Source organism: gamma proteobacterium symbiont of Lampromicra miyakona (assembly GCF_059730895.1).
Window position 1 is genome coordinate 646,585 of record NZ_AP035932.1, and the last position, 16,552, is coordinate 663,136.

General features: G+C 50.0%; 16 protein-coding genes, 1 tRNA gene and 1 pseudogene. 12 read left to right on the forward strand and 6 right to left on the reverse strand.

Annotation, left to right across the window (positions count from 1 at the left end; genetic code table 11):
* Positions 1-409: 409 nt before the first annotated feature.
* The 4 genes from AC6I8P_RS03010 to AC6I8P_RS03025 all read right to left on the reverse strand — a co-directional run bounded on the left by AC6I8P_RS03010 (position 410) and on the right by AC6I8P_RS03025 (position 2,675).
* Positions 410-1,045 carry a hypothetical protein gene (locus AC6I8P_RS03010; protein WP_021506729.1) on the reverse strand — a complete coding sequence of 212 codons (636 nt, stop codon included), beginning with the start codon at positions 1,043-1,045 and terminating at the stop codon, positions 410-412.
* A gap of 95 nt (positions 1,046-1,140) precedes the next feature.
* On the reverse strand, positions 1,141-1,620 hold the full coding sequence (locus AC6I8P_RS03015) for a carboxymuconolactone decarboxylase family protein (protein WP_021506730.1): 480 nt from the start codon (positions 1,618-1,620) through the stop codon (positions 1,141-1,143).
* A gap of 12 nt (positions 1,621-1,632) precedes the next feature.
* Positions 1,633-2,238, reverse strand: coding sequence for an FMN-dependent NADH-azoreductase (locus tag AC6I8P_RS03020; RefSeq protein ID WP_498030957.1), 606 nt, complete (start codon positions 2,236-2,238; stop codon positions 1,633-1,635).
* Between the two features lie 11 nt (positions 2,239-2,249).
* A complete protein-coding gene (locus AC6I8P_RS03025) occupies positions 2,250-2,675 on the reverse strand; it encodes a GNAT family N-acetyltransferase (RefSeq protein ID WP_021314487.1) in 426 nt (141 codons plus the stop codon).
* A 120-nt stretch (positions 2,676-2,795) separates the two neighbouring features.
* On the opposite strand from AC6I8P_RS03025, the gene pdxR reads away from it, so the two are divergent.
* On the forward strand, positions 2,796-4,175 hold the full coding sequence (gene pdxR, locus AC6I8P_RS03030; RefSeq protein ID WP_498030958.1) for a MocR-like pyridoxine biosynthesis transcription factor PdxR: 1,380 nt from the start codon (positions 2,796-2,798) through the stop codon (positions 4,173-4,175).
* A 107-nt stretch (positions 4,176-4,282) separates the two neighbouring features.
* On the opposite strand, the gene AC6I8P_RS03035 is transcribed toward pdxR, so the two are convergent.
* Positions 4,283-4,798 carry a YjjA family protein gene (locus tag AC6I8P_RS03035; protein WP_211727374.1) on the reverse strand — a complete coding sequence of 172 codons (516 nt, stop codon included), beginning with the start codon at positions 4,796-4,798 and terminating at the stop codon, positions 4,283-4,285.
* 249 nt (positions 4,799-5,047) lie between these two features.
* Between AC6I8P_RS03035 and AC6I8P_RS03040 the strand changes: the two genes are divergently transcribed.
* The 9 genes and pseudogenes from AC6I8P_RS03040 (at position 5,048) to AC6I8P_RS03080 (ending at position 13,335) form a co-directional block, all read left to right on the forward strand.
* A tRNA-Leu gene (locus tag AC6I8P_RS03040) sits at positions 5,048-5,132 on the forward strand.
* A gap of 654 nt (positions 5,133-5,786) precedes the next feature.
* A complete protein-coding gene (locus tag AC6I8P_RS03045; protein WP_481657336.1) occupies positions 5,787-5,939 on the forward strand; it encodes a hypothetical protein in 153 nt (50 codons plus the stop codon).
* A gap of 173 nt (positions 5,940-6,112) precedes the next feature.
* Positions 6,113-6,724: a hypothetical protein gene (locus tag AC6I8P_RS03050; RefSeq protein ID WP_481657337.1), complete on the forward strand. Its 612-nt coding sequence runs from the start codon at positions 6,113-6,115 to the stop codon at positions 6,722-6,724.
* Positions 6,721-7,863: a helix-turn-helix domain-containing protein gene (locus AC6I8P_RS03055; RefSeq protein ID WP_481657338.1), complete on the forward strand. Its 1,143-nt coding sequence runs from the start codon at positions 6,721-6,723 to the stop codon at positions 7,861-7,863. Before AC6I8P_RS03050 ends, AC6I8P_RS03055 begins: the two co-directional genes overlap by 4 nt.
* Before the next feature lie 92 nt (positions 7,864-7,955).
* A complete protein-coding gene (locus AC6I8P_RS03060) occupies positions 7,956-8,906 on the forward strand; it encodes a hypothetical protein (RefSeq protein WP_481657339.1) in 951 nt (316 codons plus the stop codon).
* 396 nt (positions 8,907-9,302) lie between these two features.
* On the forward strand, positions 9,303-9,398 hold the full coding sequence (locus AC6I8P_RS03065; protein WP_481657340.1) for an integrase core domain-containing protein: 96 nt from the start codon (positions 9,303-9,305) through the stop codon (positions 9,396-9,398).
* Positions 9,399-9,465: 67 nt separating this feature from the next.
* Positions 9,466-9,720, forward strand: a pseudogene (locus AC6I8P_RS03070) (DUF4942 domain-containing protein); the annotation flags it as partial.
* Positions 9,721-9,958: 238 nt separating this feature from the next.
* Complete coding sequence (locus tag AC6I8P_RS03075) at positions 9,959-12,022, forward strand: McrB family protein (protein ID WP_481657341.1); 2,064 nt, start codon at positions 9,959-9,961, stop codon at positions 12,020-12,022.
* Complete coding sequence (locus AC6I8P_RS03080) at positions 12,019-13,335, forward strand: McrC family protein (protein WP_481657342.1); 1,317 nt, start codon at positions 12,019-12,021, stop codon at positions 13,333-13,335. The genes AC6I8P_RS03075 and AC6I8P_RS03080 overlap by 4 nt, the downstream gene beginning before the upstream one ends.
* Before the next feature lie 119 nt (positions 13,336-13,454).
* On the opposite strand, the gene AC6I8P_RS03085 is transcribed toward AC6I8P_RS03080, so the two are convergent.
* A complete protein-coding gene (locus tag AC6I8P_RS03085; RefSeq protein ID WP_481657343.1) occupies positions 13,455-14,645 on the reverse strand; it encodes a hypothetical protein in 1,191 nt (396 codons plus the stop codon).
* 528 nt (positions 14,646-15,173) lie between these two features.
* On the opposite strand from AC6I8P_RS03085, the gene AC6I8P_RS03090 reads away from it, so the two are divergent.
* On the forward strand, positions 15,174-16,052 hold the full coding sequence (locus AC6I8P_RS03090) for an AraC family transcriptional regulator (RefSeq protein ID WP_498030959.1): 879 nt from the start codon (positions 15,174-15,176) through the stop codon (positions 16,050-16,052).
* A gap of 143 nt (positions 16,053-16,195) precedes the next feature.
* Entirely contained in the window at positions 16,196-16,525 is a 330-nt protein-coding gene (locus tag AC6I8P_RS03095; RefSeq protein ID WP_058757234.1) for a DUF1493 family protein, read from the forward strand.
* The last annotated feature ends 27 nt before the right edge of the window (positions 16,526-16,552 follow it).

The following is a 16,552-nucleotide window of genomic DNA, read 5'->3' on the forward strand; positions in this document are numbered from 1 at the left end:
CGCGCGAAAAATCGCGCCGCTACAGAATGTGCGATTAACGGGGGGCAGAATCAGTCATCTGCATTCCCCGTCGCGGCGCAAAGCATTCAGACGCGCTCTTATTGCACCCAACCCGTAGCGGCGCAATTTATTGCGCATCAGACAGCGATGCGGCTGTCCAGGGCGCGCGAAAAATCGCGCCGCTACAGAATGTGCGATTAACGGGGGCAGAATCAGTCATCTGCATTTCCCATCGTGGCGCAAAGCATTCAGACGCGCTCTTATTGCACCCAACCCGTAGCGGCGCAATTTATTGCGCATCAGACAGCGATGCGGCTGTCCAGGGCGCGCGAAAAATCGCGCCGCTACAGAATGTGCGATTAACGGGGGCAGAATCAGTCATCTGCATTCCCTGTCGCGGCGTAAAGCATCAATGCTTCGGCGTTTCCATCGCTTCCAGCAGCTCGGGGAAAAAATCTTCCAGCAGATCCGGCGTCATCAGCTCGGGATAATGAATCAGATGCTCGCGAATGCGTTCATTCACGTCTGGCAACAGGCGCTGGGCGGCGTCGCTGGCGCTGATTTTCTTCTGCTTCATCAGGCGCAGCACGTTATCCGGCAGGTTATCCTCATCTTCCTCGCTCTCTACGCCTTCCAGATCGTCCAGCTCATCCAGCAACTCCATCAGCGCTTCAATCTGCGGCGTGCGTGATTGATACTCTGCCGGCTTCTCGTTCTCCAGATAGCGCAGCAGCGCGCGCACCGGCGAGCCGTCCGGCGTGGCGGGCGGTTCACTGGCGAACCAGCTAAGCAGCGCATGCTGGCTCACCTGATGCACGTGATAACCGTTGTCCACCAGCTCATCGGCGAGGATATCGGCGGTGTCGTGCTCAATCAGGCAAATGTGGGTGCGACCCGGCGTGAACTGCTCCAGCCATTGATAAATCTCCTCAATCACGCTGTCGGCGTAATGAAACGTCTGGCTGAGGTAGCTGTCATCCGGCTGGTGAACGCAGATGCGAATCAGGTCGGGATCGAAGTAAATCGCAATGTTGATGCCTTTCATGCGCGGTGTCCTGTGTGGTGCAAAACTTCACTATAGCGTCAGGGCGCGCAGAAAAACATGCTATCGCCAGCAGCCGCAGCCACTGGCGATAAAAATTACCGCAAATCAGCACGATCCAGCCCGTAAGCGCTGTCGAGCGCGCCGGGTGCCATCTGCGACAGGATCATCAGCCGGTTCCAGGTATTGATCACCGCGATCTTAAAGGTCAGCTCGCTGATCTCCACCTCGGAGAAGTGCGCGCGCAGCTCGCCGTACAGCGCCTCGTCAACGCCGTGCTCGCCAATGCGCGTCAGCGCTTCGGTCAGGGCAAAGGCGGTTTTCTCCCGCGCGCTGAACAGCGGCGATTCACGCCAGATCGCCACATGGTGCAGCCGCAGCTCGTGCTCGCCGTCAATCGCCGCCTGCTTGATGTGCATATCGAGGCAGAACGCGCAATGGTTGAGCTGCGAGGCGCGGATATCCACCAGATGCCTGAGCGACTTCTCCAGCGACGCGCTGGCGACGCTGTTCGACAAATCCGACATCGCTTTGGCCAGCGCCGGGGTGGTTTTGAAATGGTTAACGCGTTGAGTCATGATTTTCCTCCGTCAGAACAGACGTTCAATGGTTTCGAGTGCTTCGGGTAACGCGCGGGCACGGCTGAGCGGATCGTGCGTGCCGTCGACGCGGATAAACTGCACATCGCTGATACCGATGTACGCCAGCGCCGCGCGCACGTACGGCGTGAACTGGTCATCCTGCATAAAGGGCCCGTGGGCAAACACGCTGCCGCTGGCCATCACGCAGTAAACTTTCTTGTCGCTCACCAGCCCGACTTTGGTGCCTTCAGGCGTAAAGGCGAAGGTACGGCCGGCGCGGGTAATATGGTCGAACCAGGCTTTCAGCACCGACGGCAGCCCGAGGTTCCACATCGGCGATGAGATAACCAGGGTGTCGCAGGCAAACAGCTGATCCACCAGTTGTTCCGAAGTGCGAATGGCGTCACGCTGCGCTTCATCACGCGCCTCCGGTGGGGTAAAAAAAGCCCTGATGGTAAAGGCATCCAGATGCGGCAGCGGCTGTTGCGCCAGATCCAGCACCGTCTCATGCAGATCGTGATGGCGGCTGCGCAGCTTTTCGATCAGACGCGCCGAGGCGATGCGCGACGCCGATCCCGTCAGATCCGGGCTGACTTTAATGTGCAGCACATTCATGCAGTGATTCCTCATACGATAGAGCGATAAAAATGCAGGCCGAGCGCCTGATAGCCGCAGCGCTGATAAAACGCCTGCGCCCGGGTATTACTGATTGCGGTATCCAGCACCATGCGGCTACAGCCGTACTCACGCGCCAGCACCGCTAAGCCGTCGAGCAGCGCGGCGCCGAAGCCCTGACCGCGCAGCGCTGGATCGCTCACCAGGTCATCGACGTAGCAGAAGCTGCCGTGGATAAAATTCTCCAGCAGGCGATAACCGGCCAGCACCGCTGGCTGTCCCTGATGTTCGATACCGGCGAGGCGATAACCCTGCGCCTGCTGACGCTGCGCCTGGGCGATAAACTGCGCCTCATCCGCCAGCCGCCCGCGCAGCGCACGCATCAGCGGGTAGCAGCGCGCGAGTTGTTCTGCGGTGGCGTAATGCACAATCTTCATGGCTGTCATCCGTATTGCGGGGGGAATGCCTGCATCTTAAACTGCTATGTCTGAGCGAACAGGGCCATTACGCGTGAAAACAGGTAGGACATAGCGCAGTGGCTGAGAAAGGAGTGACGCGTGGGTTACAAAGAGATTTACCAGCGCTTCCGGCAGCAGATTCTTGCCGGACAGCTCCGGCCGGGCGATCGCGTACCGGCGATCCGCATGCTGGCGGGCGAACTGCAGGTGGCGCGCAAAACGGTGGAGGCCGCCTATGAAATCCTCATCGGTGAAGGCTATTTTGTCAGCCAGGGCGCGAAGGGCACGCGCGTCAATCCGCAGCTGAAGCTGGCGAGCGCAGCCACGCCAACGCGCGCACCGGCGACGACGCCCGCGCTGCTGCCGGTGACCGAGGGCAAAGGCGAGCTGCGGCTCGGCATCCCGGCGCTGGACGAGTTTCCGCACAAGAAGTGGCGGCTGATGTCGGCGAAAGCGGCGCGCAGCCTGCGGCCGGACGAGATGATGATACCGCCGGTGATGGGATATGCGCCGCTGCGGGCGGCCATCGCCAGCTACCTGAACATTTCGCGCGGCCTCAACTGCCAGCCGGAGCAGATCTTCATCACCAGCGGTTACCGCGCCAACCTGCGGCTGATTCTGGCGGTGCTGGCGCAGCCGGGAGACAAAGTGCTGTTCGAAGATCCCGGCTACTTCTTCGGCCAGCAGCTGCTGAAGCGCATCGCACCCAACCTGCACTATGTGCCGGTGGATGGGCAGGGCGTCGACGTGGATTATCTGCTGCGCTATCACGCCGACGCGCGCTTTGCGGTGGTAACGCCAACGCACCAGAGCCCGCTGGCGGTCAGCCTGTCGCTGCCGCGCAAGCATCAGCTGCTGGCGTGGGCGCAGCAGCATGACAGCTGGATTATTGAGGATGATTACGACGGCGAATTTCACTACACGCGTAAGGTGATTCCGGCGCTGAAAAGCCTGGATGTGCACGACCGGGTGATCTACACCGGCACCTTCAGCAAAACCATGATGCCGGCGATGCGCATCGGCTATCTGGTGATGCCGCAGCAGACGCTGGCGCAGTTCGGCGAGCTGGGCGAGATTCTGGAAACCGGCCTGCCGCTGCTGCCGCAGAAGATCCTCGCGCAGTTCCTCAGCGAAGGGCATTTTTATCGCCACATTAAGAAGATGCGCATCCTGTATCAGCAGCGCCGCCGCATGATGCTGGAGGCCATCGAAGCCAGCTTTCCGGGGCTGTTTACCTTTGAGCTGACCGACGGCGGTATGCACATCGTGGCGTTTCTGCGGCGCGGCACGCAGGACGTGGCGCTGGCGACGCTGTGGGCGCAGCAGGCGTTGTACGTGCGGCCGCTGTCGGGCTGGTACGCGCAGACGCAAAAGCGCTATGGCCTGGTGATTGGCTACACCAATATTCAGTCGTTTGAACAGGCGAGGGCGCTGCTGGCGCGCGTGGCGAATGCGACGCGGGCGTTGCTGGCGATATAGCGGCAACGTGAGGAGAAGAGGGCGCGGGGGACAGCCCGCGCCGGCTGGCATAAGGTGAGCGGCGATTCAGACGGCAGGAAGGCGGCCTCTGAACCTGCGCGAAGGAATCACATGCCGATGTATTTTTTGCCCTGCTTCAGCACTACATCACAGGCTTTGGTTTTCAGCTTCTCACCCATCGGCGAGTTGCTCAGGCTCTGCAGATTCAGCTGCTGGCCGTTGCCGGTGTTCAGCAGGCCCTGAATCCCCTGCTGGTAATCGGTTTTCTGCTGCTGCGCCGTGGTGCTGCTCAGGCCCAGCTTGCTCAGCACCTGATCCTTCACTGACTTCACGTTGTTATCCACCACGTTGTGCTGCACGCAATATTCCATCACCCCGGCGGCGTTGGTCATGCTGTTGGCGCTCACCGCTTTATCGCCGCCGTTCAGCAGGCCGCTGAGCGAAGAGAGCGACAGCCCGCCGTTCTGCGTGCTGCTGGTGGCGGTGTTGCCGCTGTTCTGCTGCGACAGCTGCGATGCGGCGCTGCTCAGCTGATCCTGCCAGCTCGCCGCCGATGCGCTACCGGCCACCAGAGCCGCCGCGATACCCCATCCCCAAACTAATCGTTGTGTTGCTTTTTTCATCTCAACCTCGTTGTGCTTATACGTCTGACTGCGTCAGTTGTGGTTAAGAGGCATGCGGCGGCAGAAAGTTCCGGAGAAGTGGCCGCCGCGCGCGAGTTTGGGAGTGTTCCGGAGGCGATTGCTGGGGTTTTACGCAGCGTTTTTGGCAGCGCTGCTTTTTTCGACGCTTAGCGCACATCCCCATCGATTCCGGTTGCGCCGCAAGCGCGTAACGGTATAATCGCCCACGTTTTCCGCATCCTCTTCAGTGCCGAAGTGGCGAAATCGGTAGACGCAGTTGATTCAAAATCAACCGTAGAAATACGTGCCGGTTCGAGTCCGGCCTTCGGCACCAATAAAGAAAAAACCCTTTATAAGCAAAGGGTGACTCAAATTACTCTACCTTTCCTGCCTGTGTTTTTTGGTTGAATAATATCACCAACGATTGCCGCCATGTTTGGTAGTGGCTTTTGAGATGTTATCACGCAGCGGCAAGTAGTTTCCTTGCTCAACCCTGTACAAAATGTGAACGGTCAGAGTTGAGGACTTAATTTTATGTCACTGGTCTATCCGTTGCGCTTTTCCTTTGAAGCCGGAAGACGCCGCCAGCGTCTCTAATCCTTTTCCCATAACCCTTGTCAATGTGGCTCGCGCTTCGTGTGGTGCTCCATGATGCAACACGTCGAGATGACGTTGCAGCGAATAAACAGGCTTAATGTTGGGAAGACTAACCAGAGCGGGAAAGAATCCGGCTCTGCCACAGTTTCAGCCATCGGATCACAGAGGCTACCTGATAAGAAGCCATGATAAGGCGTCATCATTCTCGCGAAGGGATCATACTTGCTGATGTCGCTTCGCACCGCCTCTCCTTATGTGCCCAACACGGCACGTAAAAGTCACTTATTGCCTTCGGCATCATTTGGTAGGGTATTTTAGTATCTAAATTTGTCACTGCGAATTTCTGTAGCCTGCCTTTGTGGGCCAGCAGCGGGCCGACCTAGCGGCAATCATGGTGAAGAATGCAGCAGTAACCAAACGCAACAACCGTAAAATTCACGCTCGTAAGTTTATTGCAACACCGGAAGGTAAAGCCTGCCTTGAACAGAAGAAGTCAGAAGAAGCGGAGTTAAAATTGGTGGCAGAAGCCAGCAAATTCATCTAACCGTAGATGACTAAAAGGGGATTGCTAATGCTCTACCAAAGTTTTTGGTCTCGTAAATGTGCCTCCCGCACAAATCTTTACCTACCAATTGTGGTTCAATCTAATTTTCACGGTTGACAAAATTTATGTTTTTCGTAAATATGGTTGACAAGATTTTACCAAGGTAAGCCGTTATGAGCAATTATCGAACAGTATTAATGACCGCCTTTGATGTAAATCATCGTAGTTCCATGACTCGTTCTATATCTCAGGCTTACCTGATGTCTGCCGAGCGTAGCCGCGAATTTGGTGTGTTTTCTCGTGAGGCACAACCGTATCTTCGCTGGTTCTATTGTGAAGCATTACTGGAAAAAACAGCTATCAATCTTGGGTTGGATTTTCACGCCGCACCAAATGCAGCCCGTAACTGCCGACACTTATCGATTAAGTCTAACAACTGGACTCTCACGGCTCACCATGTTAACGGACCGGGACAATTACCGCGTAAGGCTCGCTACCGAGCTGCATATGCACAAAGCATGAATTACGATCTTTTTGAAGGATTCGAAGACAGCGATAATGCGCTTCTAAGTGTAGGTGGTCACGTTTATCTATTACATGATGGCGTTGGTAGTTCCTTGGGGGCGATAAGTTTGACCATTCCTACTCCAGATTTGCGTGCTGTGCTGTATGCTGAACCATTAGAGTTGGTTTCTTCTTATGAAGTTGAGGAAGAAACTATTGAAGATGAACTTGATGAAAAAATCGCCCTTAGGGTCGATGAATTGCTAAGAAAACAAAAATGAATGTAAGCCCGCTTATTTCGCAGAATCGTGACAAATTAATCAATCCTGAACGTCTTACCGAGGCAAGGGAGGCTAAAGGGTTAACTATGGCTGACCTTGCGCGTTTGCTTGAGATCTCTCGGCAAGCTATTTCTGCGTTTGAGAAAGGACTGAAAAACCCATCCCATGAGACATTAAATCAGATTTCAAGGGTATTGAGTTTCCCTGAGGCTTTCTTTTTAGCTGCCGAGTCTTCACCCAGTATTAAAGGTGCTGTCCATTTTCGTAGTCGCGCTTCTGCAAGTAAAAAGGAACGCTTGATGGGCACAACGAAGGGAAGATGGGTGTCAGGTATACTCTCTAATCTGCTTCAATATGCAATTTTGCCTGAATTGAAATTACCGCCTATTGATATTGATGATTTTGAAATGCTCACGCCAAGCGATCTTGAGCATATCGCAACGCAAACCCGTAGATATTGGGGATTGGGTGATGGTCCGATTAAAAACCTTACTCAACTTCTTGAAAATAAAGGTGTTGTTGTCTCAAATATTCATGCCGGAGATAGGGTGGATGCCTTTTCATTTTGGACTAACTCCGGGCCAGTCATCGTTGCTGATAAAAATAGTACGGCAGTGCGGTTGAGATTTACTATTGCTCATGAATTGGGACATTTGATATTGCACCGTTCGGTTCAGGACGATTATCTTGACGATAAAGAGCTTTTCAAGAAAGTGGAGAAACAAGCGGATTACTTTGCTTCTTGCTTCTTGCTTCCTGCTTCCACATTTGGCAATGAGTTTTTCTCACCAAATTTGCAGGGATTAATAAAGTTAAAAGAACGTTGGGGAGTTTCGATAGGAGCAATCACTATGCGAGCATCGAGCTTGCATCTGATAAATGACAATCAAAAAGAGTATGTTTTCAGACAACTAGCACCTTACCGTAAAAAAGAGCCTTTGGATGACATTATCAAGCATGAAGAGCCTAAGTTAATCAATAGACTTGCTCATCTTCTTGATGAAAATAATATAATTTCTAAAGGTGAACTTTACGAGATGTCAGGGTTGCCTGATGCTGATTTTGTCACTATAACAAAAATTTCGAAATCTGAGATCTTTTCTGACAAAGAAAATGTCGTCTCTATAAAGCTAAAATAATAGTAAGATTTTTTTATCAGGGAAAAACACTCAGGAGTTTATCAAGTGCTCTGAGTGTTTTATTTCGATTGATACTACACACGGAGTTTAAGATGGCTATTAGAAGAATTGCATACGCATATTATGATCCAGAGTGGGTGAAACTTTCGCACTCACTCGCTGCTCTAAAAAGAAATACCGTTGAACCTCTGGCTTATTTGTCTCATATGAAAGGATTCCTTTTTTGTCCTTCTTGTTATGAGCATCTTACACGAGTACCAGCAGATCCTGAAAAGGAAATGACATCTAACGAAGTTCCTGCATATTATAAACATCTTAAAGATGACGATGCACCACCATGTAGTTTACGATGCGGTTCAATACAATATAAAAAATATGCTACACAAGAAGATGCAAAAAAGGCCATTGAAGATGAAGAACTAATAGTTATCAGCGGCTTTCTCCAGACCCGTCCTGAAAATAATCCAAGGGCCGATTTTGGAGGGGATGAAGTACCTATCGACTCTCATTTTGAGAGAGAGGATGGAAAAGAAGTTTCTCTTCCAATAGCTCGCCATAATGGTGAATCTTTCCGCGTCCCAAGTCAGATAACCAGTATCCAGTCTTTGTGTGCAAACTTCATTCACAATTATTATCGTGAAATATATCTTTTAGACGAAGATGGAAGAGCTAAAAGATATAGGTTTTGTGACTCTCTAAAAAATATAAATGAACTTAGAGAAAAATGTGATGAACCTCGATTTTTATTTGGTTCGGTTTTCAGGGTTGAGAAATTTAAAGGGCACTCTAATATTTGGCTAAGGATTGACAATAGCACGCTATATCGTGATTTTCGTATAAGAATAACAAACGACACAGCTGAGGGGCGAGGTTTTTTGAACGATAGAAATGTTGGTCGCATCGCAATATTTTACAGTAAAGTTCATGGGGCTGGATTGGGTTTCATTACACCTGAGTTAGGGTGGGGTGAGGTTGCTTTACTGCCAGACAAGTATGATGATTTTTTAAATCGCGTCTATCATGAAGAAGATACAGATAATTAAAAAAATACCATTATCATTGCATAATGATTAGCATAATATTAACTGGCTTCGAAAGGATTCGTTGCCAGTTTATCTGTGAGCATTATTTTTCTTCCTATAAATGGTTCTCCCAGCAGGGCTATAAATTTTCTTAGTGCCACTATGCGTTCCATCATCATTACCATTCCTCACCGAGAGAAAACTCCTCCGATAGTGTATCCGCAGTCTTTTGCGTGAATCCGATATAAAACAGGGAGGCGGCGGGGTTGGCCTGGCCCAGTAAGTTTGTAATGTGCTCAAGTGGTGCGCCGTTATTAAAGAGGATGCGGCTTTTGCTCTTGCGTGGTGTGCGGCTTCCCACATCCTCGAAATCTGCATGGCGTCCGCATTTCCCGTATTCAGTCAAAACCGCATTGTGTGAAACTGGCTGCCCGGTGCGAAATCGAGGCCTGGCACATACACTATAACCAGAGTCGTCCCCATTCTGCACTGGGCTGGATGACCCCATCCTAATTCGCCGAAAAATCTGCCGGTTGCCAGAATAAGCAACCAACCTGAAGCCGGTTATTCCTGATTATGCATAGATCATATTCGGGGTCAGGGTCACTGGGGCTTAAGTCTTAACTGGTGTTGGCGACTGGATCAACTGGCGGACCTGGAGAGAATGCTGTTTCTGCTGGATGGCAAACCCATGCCTGACAACCTGAGTGATATCTCCACCTGGTTGATGGAGCATATTAGAGATAATCCGGCTAAGAACCTTTACGAAGATGGATTTTTTAGAATGCGTTACTTTCAGAATAGTACGGCTCATTTAACATTAAAATGTCTGTAGTTGATTGAAAGGATGAATGAAATTATTGCGAAGAACTATTCGGGGATGCTGGGACAATAGCAGTAATTTTAAAGTCGTTGGATATCGAATTGAGCGTTTCTTTGACTAAAGTTCTGAATTTAATGAAAAATATCTAATAAGTTCTTTTGATTCCTATGACAGATAGTGGTTGAATTAAGATTAATCCGATAAGATGTGAATGTCCCATTTCTCAAATGCCCTACACACGGAGTAAGTGATGGTTCAGGATTTCGCTGCATTAGCCCCTTTCTTTCGTTCTCATATTGCAAAAAATAATCAATACAACCCAAGTTGGGGAAAGCCCTATCACCAGTTAGTAGAGCAGATCCAGGCCGAAAAACCCAATTTCTCGGCGGATACGATCCGGCAGATTTGGTACGAACGCAGCAATGGTATCACTAGCCTCAGGCAGGGTGGCATGTCTCTGTTTGAATTCGAAAATGCGCAGGACGAGTTGCTCGATCTTACTCGGCAGATTGCTAAAGGATGCACGCAGGAGAGTTATGAACGGGTGATTGAGCGCTTGATTCAACTGAAGATAAACGGAGTATTGAAAAAGGTCTACCGGGCGCTTTGCCATCGTGCTTTTGCTGCGTTCTACCCGTCGCAAATTACCAGCATCGTGAATATCAGCAACTTTTTCAGCAGTTATAACTACTGTAATAACTATTTTCATCTAGGTCTCCCTCAAGGGCAGGCGTGGTTCGTCAGCAATCTGGTACTGAAACAAACCTTGCACCAGGCGCTGGGGGATGATGTCGACCCTATTGAACTGAATATGTCACTCTGGCATCTCTACGAGCAGGTGATCCCGAAGAAGAATGATATTGCCTCTATTGGCAGCGAGGCTGATGTGGCCGAGGACGATCAGGAAGAGGAGATTGCCACCCCACAACTGCCCAAAAATACGATCCTATACGGCCCTCCAGGCACCGGTAAAACGTACCGTACTATCGATCTAGCTGTCCGCGCTTGCGATCCTGCAGCTTATTCCCAGCAGTTGGGTAAAGATGAAAGCGAAAGGCGTCGCGAGCTGAAAACGATTTATGATCGTCTGGTTGCTGAAAAACGAGTTCGTTTTATTACCTTCCATCAGAGTTTTGGCTATGAAGAGTTTATCGAGGGACTAAGAGCCGAAACCACCGAAGATGGCGACGTTAGCTACGAAATCAAACCGGGCATTTTTAAGCAAATTTGTGAAGATGCCACTTTTGGACACGCCGGGGTTCAGCAGAAGCTTGATGATGCGCTAATCCGTCTGCAAGAGCGTCTGGCTGAAGAGGGGAATATTACCCTGAAAACGCAGCATGGTAAGGCCTTCCAGCTTGCTTACAAACTCAAGACCTGCTTTGGCATTTTCCCGTCGCAATCGAAAAAAGCGGATTTAGGGAAGGGTTACAATGCTTACCTTAAAGATATCCGTCTCATGTACCAAGACCCGCAGATAAAAGTACACAACCCGTCCTATGTGAGAAGTATCCTTAATTACCTGATTGAAAAGGAAAAAATTCCTGCACACTCAGAGGAGGCGGAACCGGAAATGCGGCAAAACTACGTCCTGATTATTGATGAGATTAATCGTGGCAATATCTCCAAAATATTCGGTGAACTGATCACCTTAATAGAGACTTCTAAACGTGCCGGAGAGCCAGAGGCGTTGAGTGTGATGCTGCCTTATTCCCATGACCCGTTTAGCGTACCGAACAACCTCTATCTGATTGGCACCATGAATACCGCCGATCGTTCGCTTACCGCACTGGACACTGCCCTGCGTCGTCGATTCGAGTTTCAGGCCATGCTACCTGACACCGATGTTCTGAAAGACACCGTTGTTAAAGGTATCGACCTGAAACGTCTGCTACAGACCCTGAATGATCGTATCCAGGTGCTGTATGACCGTGAGCATAGCCTGGGCCATGCCTTTTTCATCCCGGTTGTTCAGGCGAAGGATGATGAGGACCTGGCATTTGAGCGACTCAAACGGATCATGCGAAACAAGGTGCTGCCGCTGCTGGAAGAATATTTCTACAACGACTGGCAAAAAATCCGTATGGTGCTGGGTGATAACCAAAAGGATAACAAATCACACCTTCAGTTTGTGCGTGAGGCAAAAGACCAGAAACAGTTTGCCGACCTCTTTGGTCTGAGCGGGACCGATGAACTGCATGAGATCGGTGCCAGCTTCCAGCTTACTCCTGAAGAAGATGAGGTTTGGGATAATCCGCTGGCTTGGCAACAAATCTATGTTCCATATAAAGAGGATGCGGAGCCGAGGGAATGAGATCGCGGCAGAGTTTTACAGTCTTTGAATATGGATATCTGGTCAATGACAAAGACAGCGGGCGCGTAAATTATGCGCTCGCACTGCCTGCACATCTGTTCGAGTGGCTTGAACAGCGCTGCCTGAGGGATGACGCGGATAATACCCATCGTCTGCTCACCCTGCGTAGTCAACGTGGCGTGAAAACGCTGCAGGTAAGAAACTATGCTGGCGTTATCTCTCTTCCGGGAAATGCGTTTATCGAAGTGTTGCCTAAAACCGGGCGGCATGATGATAACGTTGACACCGCACGCCAGCAGCTTTTGATGATGCTGCGTACGCTAAAATCCTTTCGTCATATCGCCACGTCCGAATCCAGTGTCAGAACCTCGAAGATGCCGCTGATGGATATTTTTATTCAGCAGTTTATCGATAGTTTGCAGCAGATTGTGAGGAAGGGCCTCACGTGCGACTATATACGCCAGCAGGAAAATCTCCCCTGGATGAAAGGAAAGTTAAGGGTCTCAGCGCAGCTAAGCAAAAACTGCGTGCGTCGGGGTCGTTTTCAGGTGGAGTTTGATGAATACAGCGCCGATCGTACTGAAAACCGGATACTCAAAACTGCGATTGATAAAATCTATCGCCAAGTCAGCAATCCTCAACTACTCCTGCAGCTCAACCCCTTGAAGATGTATTTTGACGACATTACACCTGTTGGTGATGTCAGTGTTGCCTTCGACCAGATTCATCTCGACCGGCATATGAACCATTATGAACATGCGTTGGCATGGGCGAAGCATATTCTTCTGGGGCAGTCGCCTCACTGTATGCAGGGTGATGCTAACGCTATTTCACTGCTTTTCCCAATGGAGGCTGTTTTTGAATCTTTTGTGACTGCATGGATGCGTCATCGTTATAACGATAACTGGCATGTGAAGGCACAGGTAGATTCGCATACCTTGGTTCGTCTCAATGGTAAAGGAGTATTTAAGCTTAGGCCCGATATCTATCTACAACTTCGTGGGGAGTATGAGGAGCAGGTGATGATTTGTGACGTTAAATGGAAAATGGTGGAGGGAGGAAAGGCGACACTCGAACAGTCGCAGGCTGACCTTTACCAGATGCTGGCCTACGGTGTGAACTATCAGGAGGGAATAGGGGATATGCTGCTGATTTATCCTTCGCATGAGGGTTTTAGTCAGCCGTTACCTCATCCCTATGAATTCAGCCATCAAAAGGAAAACCCACTGCGTTTATGGGTTGTGCCATTTTTCATTGGTGACAGTTTGCAAACTTCTGGCCTGCGTTTCCCTGATGAGAAAAGCTTGATTTAAAATCCCTGCTATTCTCTTTCCCATAGTTGGCCATATGATTGATGGGTAATTCCCTCCCAGCATCGCGGCGATGTTCACTTTTTTTCTTGAATGGACATCGCTGCGCATTACTTGCTAGTTTACTTTTTGTTTTCTGCCTGTGCTAATTTTTCAAGTGTAAGCAGTTCCTGACTCTTTACCCTACGGCATTGAGAAACAGCATCCTGAAGTTTGCCACGAACGCTATTATCATAGTCGGTATCGAACAGTTGGTATTGAAGACTATCGTGGTATGATTGAATGATATTTAGTGGACAGATAAGGCGTATATCTCCGAGTGAATAAATTTTTACTGCCTTAAGTAAATAGTATTTCTCATCTGAAGAGCGCACGCCCTGCCAGGCTGAATCTCTAAAATATTCAGCAGGATATGAGGCAGTCGGCACCCCATAAAAATGAGGGTTCAGGTCCATTATTCCTGATGTTTTAAGGAACATCGTTAGTATCAGTGCTGGTACCATATGCACAAACGTAAAAATTATGAATAGTATTCCAGCCATGATTCCACCCGTAACCGTCACCTGATGTAACAAGCTGGTGCGGGTTCTTAACCTGAGGAAAACAACGCCGGGAATAAGTGAGAAAATAATCAGGAAAATGGATAGCGCTATAACAGTCAATGCCTGCCAGATCTCGTTTGTTCCGTCCGGAAACTCCAGCGTACGAAGAAATAACTCAAGAGGGAAAATATATATGCAGGCTGTAATGGAGAAGAGCACTGGTTGTAAAACATGCATGAAAAGAACCTTTTTTATCTTCTTCCACTTACCCTCTGTGCTTATCTGTCTATAAGTAATAGAGCCATTGAACCACAGGGAAAGTATAAAGCTGCAAAGCCAAATAGTACTTAACTGAAGTGACACATCCTGTGCAACTTCTTTTCCTGCGGTATGCATGAGAAAAAAATAGCCAAAAAATATCAATGTTGAAAATAGTGAGGTTAGAAGAACGATTTTGATATTGTTTTCTGTCACCTCATTCCGGAAACCACTTTCCCCCTGATAGTTGGAAATAAAGAGTCCTGTCAGTAGTGAGGGCATAAATAATACAATGCAAAAAAGGAGCATGCTGACACACGCAAAGACCATCAGATAACTAAACAATGATGAAAAAGAGATGCTGTCAAAAAAAAGTCCTGTTTGTCCAATACGCGCAAGGTGCGACCATACAAACAATGCTGCAATAGAAGTTGATGCGAATGCAGGTGTAAGGATTGTTAAAAACCAAGCGCGTAATTTTATAAATCCTCTGTTTGTTCTGTTATTTTCCATATTCTGTTATCCATCCAAGGTTGACATGTGTTCTAGCTAATGACTCCATTTTGGATTATAGCTCACTACCTTTCTCTCAGGTGATTATGTTCAGTTGTTTCCCTTGAGGGAAACAGCTTTTCCTACCTATGTTTTGCATTCAAAGTTATGTAGGTGTTCTACTAATACGGCTCTATACATCACTAGTGATATCTTTTTTTATATCGATTTCAACTTGTGGCTGCAAGCAAGATAGAACTATTTATTCATGCTTATAAATTACATTGACATCAGTCGGTTGTGTGAGTAATTCGAGTCCGGCCTTCGCACCATTTAGCATTAACCGTTCATCTATCCTATTTAGTGCCTAAAAAGCATGAATCCCGAACCTGCTACGCCCTCAAATAATCGCGCAGCATAAGCGCATAATCATCCCCAATCATTCCCTACAAAAATCTTCCCCGCTCTTTACTCTCCCTCAAAACTCCGCAAGATCCATCAGGCCCACTCCCAGCTACACGGGCATACTCATTCCCCAGAGAGGATGCTATGCCAGTAAACAAAAACGATCACCGTGAGACCTACCGCAAGCGCTTTGACAAGGTGTTCGACTACATCGAACGCCATCTTGATGAAGCGCTGCTGCTGGAGCAACTGAGTGAAGTGGCGCACTTTTCGCCGTACCACTTTCACCGCCAGTTCAGCGCCTGGTGCGGCATGCCGCCGGGGCGTTACATCCAGTTGATGCGGCTCAAACGGGCGTCGTACCGGCTGGCATTCAATCCGCACGAGAAAATCATTGAGATTGCGCTCGATGCCGGTTTTCAGCATGCCGAATCATTCAGTCGCGCCTTTAAACAGGTATTTGACGTGACGCCGAGTGAGTTTCGTCAGCAGCCGGTGTGGATTACCTGGCATCAGCGCATGCCTCAGCCACCCGTCAAACGGAGAGAGAGTATGTCAGTTGAGATTAAAATGTTTCCCACCACGCCGGTGGCGATGCTCACCCATCACGGCGATCCGCAGCGCATCAACGAAACTGCGGCGCAGTTTATTGCCTGGCGCAAAAGCAGCGGAGCGTCGCCGGTGCGCAGCAGCCAGACGTTCGGCGTCGCGCCGCACGATCCGGCCAGCACGCCAGCCGCGGATTTTCAGTATCATCTCTGCGGTTCGGTGACTGCACCGGTTAACGAAGACAACGCCTTTGGCGTCGTTAACAGCACCATTCCCGGCGGACGTTGCGCGGTGCTGCGTCATCACGGCTCGCACAGTGCACTGACCGAGCTGGCGCGATCGCTCTACAGCGAATGGTTGCCGGCCAGCGGTGAAGAGCTGCGCGATTTCCCGCTGTTCTTCCACTATCACAACTTCGTGCATGAGGTGGCGGAACACGAATTGCTGACGGATATCTATCTGCCGCTTAAATGATAAGGGTCCCGGTAGCAATGGCTATCGGGATTTTTATGCAGGATTGCGATACGTATTCACGGCTGACATTTTTTTCCTCCTGCCTCGCGGCAAGGCATGGCAAAATGCCCTGCGATCCTATCAGCACAGGCGAAGAAGCGACGATGACAGAGCAACTCGAACAGCGTATCTATGAACTGGTGCGGCGCTATGACGGCGTGTATCTGTTCAAGCAGAAAACGCTCACGCCGCAGATTGATATCGACAGCGATCTCAACTTCGAGCGCGACGAAGCCGCCGCGCTGATGGAGGAGTTTTTCAGCGAGTTCGCGGTCGATCGCGCGAATTTCGCCATTGAAACCTACTACCCGGACGAACCGTCGCTGGCGCAAATCCTCAACCCGTTCAACAAACGTGAAGTGCCGGTGGTGCCGGATTTCACGCTGGGCATGCTGATTGCGTCGGCGCAGGCGGGGCGCTGGCTGTTTGAATAATGCGGCAGCGCGCCGCTGCGGTTTGGC

Excerpts from the sequence above, each read along its gene's own strand:
- AC6I8P_RS03020 (WP_498030957.1), bottom strand. The coding sequence starts at position 2,238 with ATGAATGTGCTGCACATTAAAGTCAGCCCGGATCTGACGGGATCGGCG.
- AC6I8P_RS03035 (WP_211727374.1), bottom strand. The coding sequence starts at position 4,798 with ATGAAAAAAGCAACACAACGATTAGTTTGGGGATGGGGTATCGCGGCG.
- AC6I8P_RS03060 (WP_481657339.1), top strand. The coding sequence starts at position 7,956 with ATGGCTATTAGAAGAATTGCATACGCATATTATGATCCAGAGTGGGTG.
- AC6I8P_RS03045 (WP_481657336.1), top strand. The coding sequence starts at position 5,787 with ATGGTGAAGAATGCAGCAGTAACCAAACGCAACAACCGTAAAATTCAC.
- AC6I8P_RS03075 (WP_481657341.1), top strand. The coding sequence starts at position 9,959 with ATGGTTCAGGATTTCGCTGCATTAGCCCCTTTCTTTCGTTCTCATATT.
- AC6I8P_RS03080 (WP_481657342.1), top strand. The coding sequence starts at position 12,019 with ATGAGATCGCGGCAGAGTTTTACAGTCTTTGAATATGGATATCTGGTC.
- AC6I8P_RS03090 (WP_498030959.1), top strand. The coding sequence starts at position 15,174 with ATGCCAGTAAACAAAAACGATCACCGTGAGACCTACCGCAAGCGCTTT.
- AC6I8P_RS03050 (WP_481657337.1), top strand. The coding sequence starts at position 6,113 with ATGAGCAATTATCGAACAGTATTAATGACCGCCTTTGATGTAAATCAT.
- AC6I8P_RS03010 (WP_021506729.1), bottom strand. The coding sequence starts at position 1,045 with ATGAAAGGCATCAACATTGCGATTTACTTCGATCCCGACCTGATTCGC.
- AC6I8P_RS03055 (WP_481657338.1), top strand. The coding sequence starts at position 6,721 with ATGAATGTAAGCCCGCTTATTTCGCAGAATCGTGACAAATTAATCAAT.
- AC6I8P_RS03095 (WP_058757234.1), top strand. The coding sequence starts at position 16,196 with ATGACAGAGCAACTCGAACAGCGTATCTATGAACTGGTGCGGCGCTAT.
- AC6I8P_RS03085 (WP_481657343.1), bottom strand. The coding sequence starts at position 14,645 with ATGGAAAATAACAGAACAAACAGAGGATTTATAAAATTACGCGCTTGG.
- AC6I8P_RS03015 (WP_021506730.1), bottom strand. The coding sequence starts at position 1,620 with ATGACTCAACGCGTTAACCATTTCAAAACCACCCCGGCGCTGGCCAAA.
- AC6I8P_RS03025 (WP_021314487.1), bottom strand. The coding sequence starts at position 2,675 with ATGAAGATTGTGCATTACGCCACCGCAGAACAACTCGCGCGCTGCTAC.